Genomic DNA, 13,460 nt, shown 5'->3' with positions numbered 1-13,460 from the left:
CGCCCCCACCCCCCGGCGCCCCCCCCCGCTCCGGGGCGGTGGGCCCCCCCCCGCCCCCCCCGGGGGCGCCCGCCCCCCCCGGCGGCCCCCCCCGGCCCGCACTCCCCAAGGACAACCGCCATGGCACGAAGAAGAGCGACGGTGCTCATCCGCCCCGAACTTGACGACCGCGAGTTGCACCGGGCACTGAGGGAGATCCGGCCCACGCACCAACTCCACGGCCTGGGAGCGGACCGTACGGGCATCGCGTGGCGGCCCGTCGCGGAGCTGCTGCGGGTCACCGGAGCGGACTGGGACCGCAGGGCGCACCGGGTGTCGGTGCTGGCCCCCGTACTGCCCCCGGCGGTCGCCGACCGGTGGGCGGCACAGTGCCCGGACGACCATGACGCGGTGGTCGTCCGGGCCTGTGTACGGGCGACGCGGGCCCGCACCGGTACGGAGGCGGCCGTCGAAACGGCCCGCGCGAGCTGTGTCGAGGCCGCCGGACGCTACCCCGAGGACCCCACGCCCTGGCTCGCCTTACTGGGGCTGCTCCGGTCCCGTGACGCGCCGCTGCGGGAGGCCGTGCCGGTGTGGCGGGAGATCGCGGCTCGTGACCGGTGGAGCCGGGCCGCGCACCACGAAGTGCTGCGGTATCTGTCGCCGCGCAGCCATGGCTCGGTCTTCGACATGATGGGCTTCGCCTGGCGCGCGGCCTCGCACGCGCCCCATGACTCGCCCCTGGTCGTGCTCCCGCTGACGGCCCGCGCCGAGCACTTCGCGCACCGGCTGAACGTCGGCGGGCGGGATGCCCTGAGCGCGAACCGGCTGTGGCACGACCCCACGGCGGCCCGCGAGATCGAGACCGCCCTGCACCACTGGTTCCACCCGGCGCCGACTCCGCACGCCGAGGTCGTCGCCGATCTGAACGTCCTGGCGTTCGCCCTGGTACGGGCCCGGCTGTTGCCCGAGGCGGGCCAGGTGTTCCGGCGCATCGGCCGCGACATGACGCCATTCCCGTGGAATTCGCTCGACGATCCGGAGCGCGCGTTCACGTACTGGCGGGACCGGTCCGCGAGTTCCGCGGATGCTTGAGTGACCGGTCCTGGGAGAACTTGATGAGGTTGCCCTCCGGGTCGGCGATGTACGCGTACCGCATACCTGTTCTGCTTCGTCAGGGTCTGCTCGGATGAGGGAGCGGCCGGTACGGATGGGCCGCGCCACGAGGAGCAACGGAGGAGCACAGGTGAAGACCTCGTACGAGGCGGTCGTGGACGCGGCCGACGCCGTCCTGCGGGACGCCGGCGTGCCGGGCAGGCAGAACGCCCGGTACACACCGCTGGCCGGCGGCACCTACAACACCGTCGTCCGCGTCTCGCTCGGCGGGGAGCGGGACTGGGTACTCAAGCTGCCGCCCCGGCCGGGCGCGTGCCTCGCGTACGAACAGGCCCTGCTCACCGGTGAGATCGCCTTCTACTCGGCCGCCGAGGCCCCCGACAGTACGGGCATCGTGCCCCGGGTCGTCGCCGCGAAGACGGATACCGGGGACGACATCGGCCCCTACCTGCTGATGACGGCGCGTCCCGGTGACCCCTGGTCCGAGGTCGCCGCCTCCCTGGCGGACGGGGAACGGTGGCGACTGCGGCGGGAGTTGGGGGAGATCACCGCGCGGCTCCACACGGTCACCGGACCCGGATTCGGTTACCCCGGGCAGCCGTTGGGCCCCCTGGCCGCCGGTTGGCGGGAGGCGTTCACGGGGATGACCGATGCCGTCCTGCACGACGCGGAGCGGTACGCGGCGCGCCTTCCGCGTTCCGTCGACGCGATCAGGAAGGTGCTCGCCGCGGCCTCCGGCGTACTCGATGACGTCACCCGGCCCGCGTTGGTCCACTTCGACCTGTGGCAGGGCAATCTGCTGCTCGCCGGGCCGCCGGGTGACCGTCGGCTGAGCGGCCTCATCGACGGTGAGCGGATGTTCTGGGGTGACCCGGTGGCGGAGTTCGTCTCGCTCGCGCTCCTCGCCGACATGGAGGACGACCAGGACTTCCTGGCCGGTTACGCGAGCGCGGGCGGCGAGGCCGACTTCAGCGACTCGGTCCGGCTGCGGCTGGCGCTCTACCGGGTCTACCTCTACCTGATCATGCTGGTGGAGGTGGAACCCAGGCGTGCCACCCCGGCCGACCGTGCCTGGGCCTGGGACCGGGTGGGACCCCACCTCGTCTCGGCCCTGGACGACGTGGAGAAGGGGCTGCGGCACGGCCGACTGTGACCGCACCGCACCGCACCGCACCGCACCGCGCGGACCGGCGGAGGCCGGGGGCTGTCGCCCCGGCCTTCATCCCACCCGCGTCACCCCGGTACGCCCCTCGTCCGTCACCCCACCCGAACCGCCCGCCCCGTCCGCGCCGACTCATACGCCGCCGTCACGATCCGCAGCGACCGGAGCCCCGCCTCGCCGTCCGTGACCGGGATCGCGTCGGCCGTCGGTGTCGGCGGGCCGAACAGGAACTCCCGCAGCATCAGCGCGTCCAGGTCGACCCCGTAAGGGAGTTCGACGGGTGCGCGGGTGGTTTCGCTGAAGCCGTGGACCTTCTGGTCGAACGCGTCCATCTCGACCGTCGCCCGTTCCCCGATCACCTGCAACTGGAGCCCGCCCCACGCCGGATGGTGCCGGGGCTGACTCCAACTGCAGTCGATGGTCGCCACCGCGCCGTTCGCGTACCGGACGGTGATCAGTCCCGCGGTCTCCGTCGTGACCTCGTCCTCGTACAGGAGATTGTTGACCTGCGCGTACACCTCATCGGCGGACGACGCATCGAACAGGTCGTCCAGGAGGTCCGCGAGATGCACGGTGTGGTCCATCAGGGCGCCGCCGCCCGCGAGCGCCGGATCACCGAACCAGCGGCGGGCGCCCGCCGGCATATAGCCGTTGTTGGCGCCGGCCACCGTGAGCACCCTGCCCGCCGAACCCGAGCGCACCGCCTCCCGGACCGCCCGGTAGGCGGGGCTGAACCGCACCGGGTGCGCCACCGCGAGCCGTACCCCGGCCGCCCGGCACGCGGCCACCATCGCCGCGCCGTCCTCGGCGGTCGTGGCGAGGGGCTTCTCGCACAGGACGTCCACGCCGTGCGCCGCCGCCCACTCCACCAGCGGCCGGTGCCGTACGTTCTCGGAGCAGACGACGACCTTGTCCGGGCCCCAGGCGAACAACTCCTCGTACGTGTCCGCGTAGTCGACGCCGATCTCGGCGGCGAACGCCCGGCCGCGCACCTCGCCCGGCGCCGCCAGATCCGTGTCCGGGTCGGCCGCGCGTACCTCCACGCCGTCCATCGCGGCGAGGAGCCGGGCGAAGCCCCCGGCGTGGACATGGGCGAACGACAGCACTCCGACCTTCACAGCGCACCCTCCCGTGACCTGGACATCTCGACCGCCGACACCTCGACCGCCGCACCGCTGCGCGCCGACTCGGCCGCCGCCGTCGCGATCCGTACCGCCTCCACCCCGTCCCGCGCCGTCACCCGGGGCGGCGGACCACCCGCGACGGCCGCCGCGAACTCCCTCAGCTCCGTCAGATACGGGCTCTCCGTCATCGGGCTGCCCGGAATGCCCTCACCGGCTTCCCCAAGCCCCCGCGACAGAACCCGGAACCCGGGTACGGCCGTCGAGTCGTGCTCCAGGACGCCACCGGGACCGGCGATCCGGAACGTGGTGCGGAACGGGAGGTCCGGCTGCCCCCACACGCCGAGCACATGGCTGACCGCACCCGATTCATGCGTCAGCACCGCCGTGCCGACCGCGACATCACCGGCCCGCGCCCCCGGCTCCTGACGGCCACGGACCTGCGCGTGCACCCGTACGACCTCACCGGCGACCAGCCGCGCGAAGTCGAAGTCGTGGATCATCTGGTCCACCAGGATCCCGCCGGACAGCGCCGGGTCCGAGAACCAGGGCGCCCACACCGGATACATTCCCGAGCGTGTGAACCGCAGGACCGCGGGCGCCCCGATGTCACCTCGGGCCACGGCCCGCGCCATCGTCTCGTACGCGGGGAAGTACCGCACGACATGCGCCGGGAACAGCAGGAGCCCGGCGGCCTCGGCCGCGTCGGCGATCTCGGTGGACTTCGCCACCGTCAGCGCGAGGGGCTTCTCGCAGACGAGGTGCTTGCCCGCGGCGATGGCCGCGAGCGCCAGATCACGGTGGGTGTACGTCGGGGTGCAGAGGTCGACCACCGTGCAGCGGTCGAGGAGTTCGAGGAGGTCACGGGCAGCGGTGACGCCCTGGTCGGCGTGGGTCTCGGCGAGCTTCTGCGCATGGCCGTCCGTGGACAGCACGGTGACCCGTGCGCCGAGGGCCAGCCAGCCCGGGAGATGGGCGCGGGCGATGCCGCCCGCACCGATCAGCCCCACGTCGAGGCCCGTCATGGAGTGCGTGTGCCCTTCCGGCAGTTGGCGAGTGGTCATGTGCCCTTCCGGTCGCGGGTGGTGGTTCGGTGCCCTGGGTGTGCGCCCTGCGCTCAGCCCTTTGTGCCGCTCGACGCGATGCCCTGCACGAAGTGCCGCTGGAGCAGCAGATAGAGGACGATCATCGGCAGACTCGCGATCAGCGAACCGGCCATCATCACCGGATAGTTGGTCTCGAACTGCCCCTCCAGCGAGGTCAGTCCGGCACTGATCGGCATCTTCGCCGGATCCGTGTTGACGACGAGTGGCCAGAGCAGGTCGTTCCACGACCACATCGCCGTGATCACCGCGAGTGCGGCAAGAGCGGGACGCATCAGCGGCAGCATCACCGACCAGAAGATCCGGAAGGGACCGGCTCCGTCGATCCGCGCGGCCTCCTCCAGCTCCTTGGGCAGCGAGAGGAAGAACTGCCGCAGCAGGAAGGTGCCGAACGCGCTGAACATGCCCGGCAGGAACAGCGCGGGCGGGGTGTTGAGCAGTCCGAGCCGCTGGATCACGTCGTACTGCGGCAGCACGAGCAGCGACGGCGGCACCATCAGCACGGACAGGAACAGCGCGAACAGGACGTTGCGGCCACGGAACCGCATCCGTGCGAACGCGTAGGCGGCGAGGGAGCAGAACACCAGCTGGCCCGCCGTCCGCCCGATCGTGTTGATGACGCTGTTGCCGAGCATGTCCGCGTACGGCAGTGCGCTGAAGACCTCCTTGAACGCCGACCGGTCCCAGTGTTCGGGCAGGAACGTCGGCGGCGCGTGCACCGCCTCGGGCAGCGACTTGAACGCGGTCAGGAGCTGCCACAGGAAGGGGAACACCATCACCAGGGCGCCCAGGGACAGCACGAGGTGGGTGGCCGCGGATCCGGGCGAGAAGCGCCGGACGCGGACCGCTGTCGTGGTGCCCGCCACGGGTTCAGCCATAGTGCACCCACCTCTTCTGGAGCCGGAACTGGACGAAGGTGAGGGCCGCCGTCATCACCATCAGGAGGAAGGCGAGAGCGGTCGCCGCACCTTGCGCGTTCTGCTGGAAGGCCCACTGGTAGAAGAGGCTGACCACGGACTGCGTGGAGGCGAGCGCCGGGTTCGAGTTGCTCATCATCACGTAGATGAGGTCGAAGGTCTGGAGCGAGTTGATCACGCAGATCACGGCGGCGAAGAAGATGCTCGGACTCAGCAGCGGCAGTGTGATCCGGAAGAACCGGCGCACCGGGCCCGCGCCGTCCAGCTCGGCGGCCTCGTAGTAGTCACGGGGAATCCCCTTGATCCCGGCGATGAAGATGATCAAGTAGTAGCCGACGCTCTGCCAGACCATCACCACACCGATCGCCCACAGGGCCGTCGTCGGGTCGGACGACCAGTAGTGCCGGGCCACGCCGAACCACGACAGGATCTCGTTCAGCAGGCCGAAGTTGCCGTTGTAGAGCCAGTTCCAGACCAGGCCGACCGCGACCGGCAGGGTCACGAACGGGATGAAGTACAACGCCCGGTAGACGGTGACCCCGCGCAGCCCGCGCCGGTTGAGGAGCGCCGCGACCAGCACCGAGAGCGGCAGCGCCAGCAGGCCGATCGCCCCGTACAGCAGGGTGTTGCCGATGGCCCGCCACACCGTGACGTCCCGCACCACGCGCGCGTAGTTGTCGCCGCCGATCCAGGTGTTGCCGCCGAACGGCCCGAACGCCGTGAAGCTGTACCCGAAGGTCTGGATCAGCGGCCAGATGTAGAAGAGCAGGAAGCCGATCGCGAGCGGTGCGACGAAGACGTACGCCGTCTTCTGCGTACGGGAGTTGGGGCCCCGGCCCTTGCCCCGAGCGGAGCCGGAGCCGGAACCGGTGCGGGTGCCGTCACGGGCGGCGCGGGAATCCGCTTCCGCCGCCGCGGTCGAGGGGAACACCGCCATCTATCGGCCCACCTTTCGCTCTTCGTCCAGCGCCCGGTCCATCTGCCGGGCCAGCGTCCGCGCGGCGGACTCGATACCGCCCTTGCCGCTGAACGGCGCGCCGAGCAGCAGATACTCCAGGTCCTCCCAGACGGCCGTGTTCTTCGAGCGGGGGAACGGAAACGCGTAGTCCAGCATGTCGATGAAGCACTTCAGGTCGAACTCCGGCATCGACGCCCGCCAGGTGTCCTGCGTCCCGGCGTAGGACGAGATGGTCACGCCGCCGGCCGCCTGGATCTCCGCCGCCTCCTTGCGGGCCATGAAGTCGACGAACCGCCAGGCCGCCTCCTTGTTACGGCTCTTGGCCGAGACGACATTGGCGAGACCGTGGATGACGGTGGCGCGCCGGCGGCCCTTCGGCAGCACGGCGACGCCTCCGTGGTCCTTGATGGCGGGCGTCCCGTGCATGAACGACGCCATCGCCGACAGGTCATGATTCATCGCGACCCGCTCCGACAGGAACAGATTGCGGGCCGTGACCTCGGCCATCGCGCTCTGCGGCGGTGACCAGCCCCGGTCCACCATGTCGGTCCAGTACCGCAGCCCGTCGATCGCCTCCGGATCGGCGTATCCGGACCGACCGTCGCGCAGTACCTGTCCGCCGGCGGCGAAGATCGACGGATACAAGCAGCGCTGCCGGTCCATCTCGGCCGCGATGCCGTACACCCGGGCCGACGGATCGGTCAGCTCACGGGCCGCGTCCCGTACGTCGTCCCAGGTCCAGGTCGCGTCCGGGTAACTGACGCCCGCCTTGTCGAACAGCTCCTTGTTGTACCAGAGGCCGATGGTGTCGAAGTCCTTGGGCAGGCCGTACTGTTCGCCGTCGTACGCGTACAGCTCGACCAATGCCTTGGGGTGGCGGTCGACCGGGGTGCGGTCCTGCGCGATATGGGCGCCGAGGGGTTCCAGGACGCTGTTCGACGCGTACAGCTGTATGTTCACCGCGTTCATCCAGAACACGTCGGGCGCGGTGCCGCCGCGCATCGACGTCCTCAGGGTCGTCCAGTACGACGCCCAGGGCGTGAGCTGGATCTCCACCGCGATGTCCGGGTGCTCCCGTTCGAAGGCGGCGATGATCTTCCGCATGCCGGGGGCCTGGGCCACATCCCAGATGCCGTACGAGATGGCCGTCCGGCCGCCGGACGCGGCGGTGTCGGATCCGCCGCCCCGGTCACAGGCGGCGAGGGCCGGTGCGGCCAGCGCACCGGCGAGAAGCGTTCTCCTGCGCATACGCGCCTCCGGTAGCTCGGTTCACGGGAGTTGAGGAGTGAAGGAGTGGGAGAGGGAGGGGTGAGGGGGAGGGAGGGGTGAGGGGAATGGCTGGGGGAGGGAGCGGGGGGTGATGGGGTGTCAGCGGGGCGGTAACGGTATGGCGCGGTCCGGCAGTTCGGCGTCGACCGCGTCCAGGGCGCGCCGCACCGCGCCGAGCGCGACCCCTTCCCTGCCGAGGGTGCTGACCACGATCCGCGGTACATGCAGGGTCAGTTCGCGCAGATGCTTCGTGAGCAGCGGCACCAGCGGCTCACCGACCGGTGCCATCGCGCCGGACAGCACGACGAGTTCCGGGTCGACGGCCAGGACGAGGGCGGCGATCCCGGGGGCGAGTCCGGCGAGATAGCCGTCGAGTACGGCGAGCGCGTCCGGGTCCCCTTCTCGTACCGCGCGGGCCAGGGCGTCCGTCTCGGACTCGCCGTCCAGCCGCGCGCCCGCCCAGACGAGGGACTTCGCGGCCTTGCCCATACCGAGTTGGGGCAGGATGCCCAGCTCTCCGGCGCCGCCCCGGCGGCCCCGGTGCAGCCGGCCGTCGATGATCAGGCCGCAGGAGATCCGGCGGCCCGCGAGGACACAGGCGACATCGTCGGCGAGTACGGCCGCGCCCCGCCAGTGTTCGGCGAGCACGGCGAGATTGACGTCGTTCTCCACGAGGATCCGGCACGGGAAGTCGTCGGCGAGCCGCCGGGAGAGGTCGACGTCGGTCCAGTCCGGGACGATCACCGACCGGATCCGCCCGGTCTCGTCCACCATGCCGGGCACTCCGATGCCGATCGCCCACACCTCGTCGGGCCGCAGCCCGTGCTCGCGCAGGAAACGGCGGATCCGCTCCCGCAGGAAGGTGATGCGGTCGGCGCCGGTCATCGAAGGGGCGACCGCGTCGATGTCGGTGGCGACGACCTCGCCGTCGAGCCGGGACAGAACCAGCACGATCTTGCGCAGCCCGAAGTCGACGCCGACGACATGGCCCGCCTCGGCACGGAACCGGAGCCGGCGGGCCGGGCGGCCGGGGGCGCGCTCGGCGGGCCTGTCCTCGGCCTCGGCGATCCAGCCCCGGCCCATGAGTTCATCGGCCAGCGCCTCGACCGTGGGTCGTGACAGGCCCGTGGCGGCGGCCAGTTGGCTCACCGTCTGCGGGCTCAGCCCGCGCAGCGCCCGCAGCACGACGGCGGTGTTGAGTCCCCGGAGAGCCGCCAGATCGTGACCTCGCGCATCGCCCCGCATCCCACCACCCCGTCATACGCGTTGTCGTGAACAAGGCCGCGCCGGGTTCGGGGCCCGGCGCGGGTTATGCAGGACTCTTGCATAACGTCGGCTCGTTGAGAACCCCACGGACTGATGAATTAAAGAGGACTCCTTTTGAACGACTCAGACTCTGGACGACTCCTTCTGGACGCGGAGCCGGGCGGCTAGACGATGCCCTCCGCGATCTCCGCCTGCTCCCGGTCCGAGCCGTAGGCGGACGGCGTTCCGTACGAGCGCCGTGCCACGTACCACCAGACGCTGGCCAGGACGAGGACCACGGCGAGCGCGATCGACGCGTAGTTCATCGTGCCGCCCGTCACCGGCGACGACTGCGGCAGACAGAACAGCACCGTCACGCAGGCCACCCACACCACCGCGATCCAGCCGATGGGACGGCTCCACCGGCCCAGGCTCCACGGTCCGGGCCGGAAGCGGTCACCCGCCCGCAGCCGCAGCAGAATCGGGATCGCGTACGCGGGTGTGATCCCGATGACGTTGATCGCGGTCACCGCGCCGTACGCCGTCGCCGAGTACAGGGACGGCAGCGCCAGCACACACGCGACGGCGACCGACAGCCACACCGCGGGGACCGGGGTCTGCGTCCGGCTGCTCACCTTGCGCCACAGGGCCGAACCGGGCAGCGCGTTGTCACGGCTGAACGCGAACACCATCCGGCTCGCGGCGGCCACCTCGGCGTTGCCGCAGAAGAGCTGCGCCACGATCACCACCAGGAGCAGCGCGGTGGCACCGCCCGAGCCCAGCGCGTCCAGCAGGATCTGCGCGGGCGGCACCCCGGTCGTGCTCTCCTGGGTGCCCTTGTAGTCCTGGATCGCGAACGTCAGCCCCATCAGCAGTACGAAACCGGCGATCCACGACACCCAGATCGCGCGGACGATGCCCTTGGCCGCGGACACCGACGCGTTGGACGTCTCCTCGGACAGATGCGCCGAGGCGTCGTACCCGGAGAACGTGTACTGGGCGAGCAGCAGACCGATCGCGGCCACGTAGAACGGGTTGGACCAGCCGGTGTCGTTGACGAACTCGGTGAATACGAACGACGGCGACTGGTGGTGGTCCGGCACGATCCACAGGGCGCCGACGATCAGCGCCACACCCGCCAGATGCCACCACACGCTGATCGAGTTGAGGAGGCTGACCAGGCGCACGCCGAAGAGGTTCAGGAGCGCGTGCAGGAGCAGGATCGCGATGAAGATCAGCATCGTGGAACCGGGTGTCGGCTCGAAGCCCCACTGGAGGTTCAGGAACGCGCCGGTGAACAGCGCGGCGCCGTAGTCGATGCCCGCGATGGCACCCAGCAGACCGAGCAGATTCAGCCAGCCCGTGTACCAGCCCCAGCGCCGTCCGCCGAGCCGGTCGGCCATGTAGTAGAGGGCGCCCGACGTCGGGTAGGCGCTCGTCACCTCGGCCAGTGCCAGACCCACGCACAGCACGAACAGGCCGACGCCCGCCCAGCCCCACAGCATGACCGCGGGCCCGCCGGTGCCGAGCCCGAACCCGTACAGGGTCATGCAGCCGGACAGGACGGATATGACGGAGAAGCTGATGGCGAAGTTGCCGAAACCGCCCATGCGGCGGGCGAGAACCGGTTTGTAGCCCAGCTCCCGCAGCCGTTGCTCCTCGTCCTCGTGCGCCGTGGCGCCCGGGTCCGACCATCGCGTACGGGACATGACAAGTACCTCCGGGAGAAAGGTGGGGGGAAGGGGAGGGAGGAAGCTGTGGTGCTCAAGGCCGGTCGCGCAAAGAGCGGTGTTCGGCCGGCCCCGTCCGGGGGAGGGCGGGCGGTGACGGGTCAGGGCCCGCCGTGCCGGTTCATGAACGGCCCCGGCCGCGGTCCGCGCCCAGACAGCGCGCGCGGGCCTGGGTGAACAGCTCGATCGCGGCGGCGGAGTCACCCGCGTCGGGCGTGCGGTACGCCCAGGGAACCGATGTCCAGTACGGGCCCAGGGCCTCGAACACCCGGGCGCCTTCGGTGAATCGCAGCGCACCCCACAGGGCGTGCACCAGATGGTTCAGATCGAGCAGGGAACTCTCCACCGGCGCCACATGGTCGAACCATCCACTCAGCGCGCGCAGCGCCTCACGCGTCGCGTCCTCGGCGACCCAGTGCAGATCGAGCGCCGCCTCCCGGCCGCCCTCCCTGCGGTACCGCTCGACCCGCACATACAGCGGCAGTACGTGCAGCGCCGAACCGGGCCGCGCCGAAGTCACCGCCCACTGCACGAAGTTGACGGCCTCCGACAGCCGGCCGCCCGCCCGGCGCACATACATGAACTGGAGCATCCGGTGGTACGCCTCGCGGTTGTGCGGGTCCCGCTTGTCCGCCTCGGCGAGCAGACCCCACGGCCCGTACGGCAGCATCGGCTCGGGCGGCGCCGCCCGGTGCTCCTCCATCTGCTGCCCGGTGTCGAGCGGTGCGAGCGCCAGCAGACACACCCACGGCACCGGGTCGTCGGGGGCCGCCTGCGCCGCGAGCCGGCACGCCTCCCACGCCTGCTGCCACAGCTCATGGGTCTGCCGGTGCTCACCGCGATGCGCGCGCAGCGTCCGCTCGACGGCGACCCGGCCCTCCATCACCGCCGCGGAGACACTGTCGGGCTCCTCGGCACGCCACGCCCGCACCAGATCGGTACCGGCCGCGGCGGCGGCGAGGACCTGGGTGCGCTGCGTCCACAGGGAGCGGTCGGCGGTGGAGTCGAGGAGATCCCGCATCGACATCCAGCGACCCGCCCGCAGATCCTGGAGCGCGACACGCAGCCCGGCGTCATGCCCCGCGGGATGGTACGCGGGGCGGAAGCCGTCACGGGACATCAGAGCCGCGCCCCCGTGAAACCCGGGGGGACGGGGTCAGACAACAAGGGTCCTCCGCGCATTCGGTGGGGGGATGCGATGGACGGGCGACAGTGTAGAGGGGTGTCTTCCACTTTCCGGGCGCTTTACGGATCTTACTCAAGTGAGATCCATCGCCCCGCTCAACAGGGGTTCTTTGAAGGAAAGTTGACGGAGTGTCGGATGGGGGTGCTTGACGGGCGGCCGTGCGCGGAGCAGGCTGACGCCCGATGATCACCGAACGTGGCCGCGTATGCACCGGGAGCGGACGATGACGGCACCCGTCCTGGCCGTCGACCAGGGCACCTCCGGGACCAAGGCGCTCGTCGTCTGCCCGGAGCGCGGAGTGATCGGCGCCGGCACCTCCGAGGTACGCCCCCGTCATCTGTCCGGCGGCCTCGTCGAGGTCGACCCGGCCGAGCTGTACGAGTCGGTGGTCGCCGCCGGGCGCGCGGCGCTCGCCGCCGCCGGTGAACCGGTCGCCGCGGTGGGCCTCGCCAACCAGGGCGAGACCGTCCTCGCCTGGGACCCCGGCACCGGACGGCCCCTCACCGACGCGCTGGTGTGGCAGGACCGCCGCGCCGAGACGGTCTGCGCCGACCTCGCACCCCGCGCCGACGAACTGCGGCAGCTCACCGGACTGCCGCTGGACCCGTACTTCGCCGCGCCCAAGATGACCTGGATCCGCCGCCATCTCACCCGCGACGGTGTGGTCACCACCAGCGACGCGTGGCTCGTCCACCGGCTCACCGGCGCGTATGTCACCGACGCGGCGACCGCGGGCCGTACCCAACTGCTCGACCTGGACCGCGTCGACTGGTCCCCGGCCGCGCTCGACGCCTTCGGCCTCACCGGCGAACACCTCCCGGAGATCGTCGACGCCGCCGGACCCGTCGGCACCACCAGCGCCTTCGGCCCCGAACTCCCGCTGACCGGGCTGCTCGTGGACCAGCAGGCCGCGCTGCTCGCCCAGCGGGTCACCGAACCGGGCACCGCCAAATGCACCTACGGCACCGGCGCCTTCCTGCTCGCGCAGACCGGCGACCGACCACGGCGCGGCCCGTCAGGGCTCGTGAGCTGTGTCGCGTGGCGTCTCGCCGGGCGGACCAGTTACTGCCTCGACGGGCAGGTGTACACGGCCGCTTCGGCGGTGCGCTGGCTCACCGACCTCGGGGTGATCTCCGGCGCCGCCGACCTCGACCCGGTCGGCTCGGCCGTGCCCGACAGCGGCGGCGTCACCTTCGTGCCCGCGCTCGCCGGACTCGCCGCGCCCTGGTGGCGCGGGGATCTGCGCGGCTCACTGACCGGGCTCGGCCTCGACACCACGGCCGGCCATCTGGTGCGCGCCCTGTGCGAGGGCGTCGCCGCGCAGGTCGCCGCCCTCGCCGACGCCGCCGCCGCGGATCTCGGCACCCCGCTCACCGCGCTGCGCGTGGACGGCGGGCTGACCCGTTCGGCGCTGCTCATGCAGACCCAGGCGGATCTGCTGCAACGCCCCGTCGAGGTCTCGGCGTTGCCCGATGTCACCGCGCTCGGCGTCGCCGCCCTGGCCCGGATGGGGCTCGACCCTGACGTCACCGTGGACGACGCGGTGCCCGCCTGGCGCCCGGTCACGGTGTACGAGCCACGGATCACGGCGACCGAGGCGGCGGAGCGGCTCGCCGGGTTCCGGCGGGCCGTGGACACGCTGATCCGGTCGGGCGGCGGCGCGTCGTGAACGGC

11 protein-coding genes are annotated in these 13,460 nt (G+C 71.3%); 3 read left to right on the top strand and 8 right to left on the bottom strand.

Annotated features, from left to right (window positions below; all coding sequences use genetic code 11):
• Positions 1-120 precede the first annotated feature (120 nt).
• Positions 121-1,074, top strand: a complete 954-nt coding sequence (locus tag ACFVT5_RS32520; protein ID WP_389895389.1) for a hypothetical protein — start codon at positions 121-123, stop codon at positions 1,072-1,074.
• Positions 1,075-1,225: 151 nt separating this feature from the next.
• On the top strand, positions 1,226-2,248 hold the full coding sequence (locus tag ACFVT5_RS32515; protein WP_389895387.1) for a phosphotransferase family protein: 1,023 nt from the start codon (positions 1,226-1,228) through the stop codon (positions 2,246-2,248).
• A gap of 104 nt (positions 2,249-2,352) precedes the next feature.
• Here ACFVT5_RS32515 and ACFVT5_RS32510 read toward each other — a convergent pair whose 3' ends face one another.
• From ACFVT5_RS32510 to ACFVT5_RS32475, 8 genes are all read right to left on the bottom strand, one after another.
• On the bottom strand, positions 2,353-3,375 hold the full coding sequence (locus ACFVT5_RS32510) for a Gfo/Idh/MocA family protein (RefSeq protein ID WP_389895385.1): 1,023 nt from the start codon (positions 3,373-3,375) through the stop codon (positions 2,353-2,355).
• Positions 3,372-4,442, bottom strand: a complete 1,071-nt coding sequence (locus ACFVT5_RS32505) for a Gfo/Idh/MocA family protein (RefSeq protein WP_389895383.1) — start codon at positions 4,440-4,442, stop codon at positions 3,372-3,374. Before ACFVT5_RS32505 ends, ACFVT5_RS32510 begins: the two co-directional genes overlap by 4 nt.
• 53 nt (positions 4,443-4,495) lie before the next feature.
• The gene (locus tag ACFVT5_RS32500; RefSeq protein WP_389895381.1) at positions 4,496-5,359 is read right to left on the bottom strand and encodes a carbohydrate ABC transporter permease; all 864 of its coding nucleotides are present in this window, start codon (positions 5,357-5,359) and stop codon (positions 4,496-4,498) included.
• Complete coding sequence (locus ACFVT5_RS32495; RefSeq protein WP_389895379.1) at positions 5,352-6,335, bottom strand: carbohydrate ABC transporter permease; 984 nt, start codon at positions 6,333-6,335, stop codon at positions 5,352-5,354. Before ACFVT5_RS32495 ends, ACFVT5_RS32500 begins: the two co-directional genes overlap by 8 nt.
• Positions 6,336-7,604, bottom strand: coding sequence for an ABC transporter substrate-binding protein (locus ACFVT5_RS32490; RefSeq protein WP_389895377.1), 1,269 nt, complete (start codon positions 7,602-7,604; stop codon positions 6,336-6,338). It lies immediately after the preceding gene.
• Between the two features lie 120 nt (positions 7,605-7,724).
• Positions 7,725-8,870: an ROK family transcriptional regulator gene (locus tag ACFVT5_RS32485; protein ID WP_389895375.1), complete on the bottom strand. Its 1,146-nt coding sequence runs from the start codon at positions 8,868-8,870 to the stop codon at positions 7,725-7,727.
• 185 nt (positions 8,871-9,055) lie between these two features.
• Positions 9,056-10,579: an amino acid permease gene (locus ACFVT5_RS32480; RefSeq protein ID WP_389895373.1), complete on the bottom strand. Its 1,524-nt coding sequence runs from the start codon at positions 10,577-10,579 to the stop codon at positions 9,056-9,058.
• 142 nt (positions 10,580-10,721) lie between these two features.
• Positions 10,722-11,720: a hypothetical protein gene (locus ACFVT5_RS32475; RefSeq protein WP_389895371.1), complete on the bottom strand. Its 999-nt coding sequence runs from the start codon at positions 11,718-11,720 to the stop codon at positions 10,722-10,724.
• A gap of 289 nt (positions 11,721-12,009) precedes the next feature.
• Here ACFVT5_RS32475 and ACFVT5_RS32470 point away from each other — a divergent pair, with 289 nt between their 5' ends.
• A complete protein-coding gene (locus tag ACFVT5_RS32470; protein WP_389895369.1) occupies positions 12,010-13,455 on the top strand; it encodes an FGGY family carbohydrate kinase in 1,446 nt (481 codons plus the stop codon).
• The last annotated feature ends 5 nt before the right edge of the window (positions 13,456-13,460 follow it).

It is taken from the genome of Streptomyces sp. NPDC058001, assembly GCF_042886315.1.
Lineage (GTDB): Bacteria > Actinomycetota > Actinomycetes > Streptomycetales > Streptomycetaceae > Streptomyces.
Note: the sequence above shows the minus strand (reverse complement) of the source record. Positions and strands in the feature narration are given on the sequence as shown.

What these genes read in the sequence shown, in the direction of transcription:
- ACFVT5_RS32520 (WP_389895389.1), top strand. Translation starts at nt 121, where the DNA reads ATGGCACGAAGAAGAGCGACGGTGCTCATCCGCCCCGAACTTGACGAC.
- ACFVT5_RS32505 (WP_389895383.1), bottom strand. Translation starts at nt 4,442, where the DNA reads ATGACCACTCGCCAACTGCCGGAAGGGCACACGCACTCCATGACGGGC.
- ACFVT5_RS32500 (WP_389895381.1), bottom strand. Translation starts at nt 5,359, where the DNA reads ATGGCTGAACCCGTGGCGGGCACCACGACAGCGGTCCGCGTCCGGCGC.
- ACFVT5_RS32495 (WP_389895379.1), bottom strand. Translation starts at nt 6,335, where the DNA reads ATGGCGGTGTTCCCCTCGACCGCGGCGGCGGAAGCGGATTCCCGCGCC.
- ACFVT5_RS32490 (WP_389895377.1), bottom strand. Translation starts at nt 7,604, where the DNA reads ATGCGCAGGAGAACGCTTCTCGCCGGTGCGCTGGCCGCACCGGCCCTC.
- ACFVT5_RS32485 (WP_389895375.1), bottom strand. Translation starts at nt 8,870, where the DNA reads ATGCGGGGCGATGCGCGAGGTCACGATCTGGCGGCTCTCCGGGGACTC.
- ACFVT5_RS32480 (WP_389895373.1), bottom strand. Translation starts at nt 10,579, where the DNA reads ATGTCCCGTACGCGATGGTCGGACCCGGGCGCCACGGCGCACGAGGAC.
- ACFVT5_RS32475 (WP_389895371.1), bottom strand. Translation starts at nt 11,720, where the DNA reads ATGTCCCGTGACGGCTTCCGCCCCGCGTACCATCCCGCGGGGCATGAC.
- ACFVT5_RS32470 (WP_389895369.1), top strand. Translation starts at nt 12,010, where the DNA reads ATGACGGCACCCGTCCTGGCCGTCGACCAGGGCACCTCCGGGACCAAG.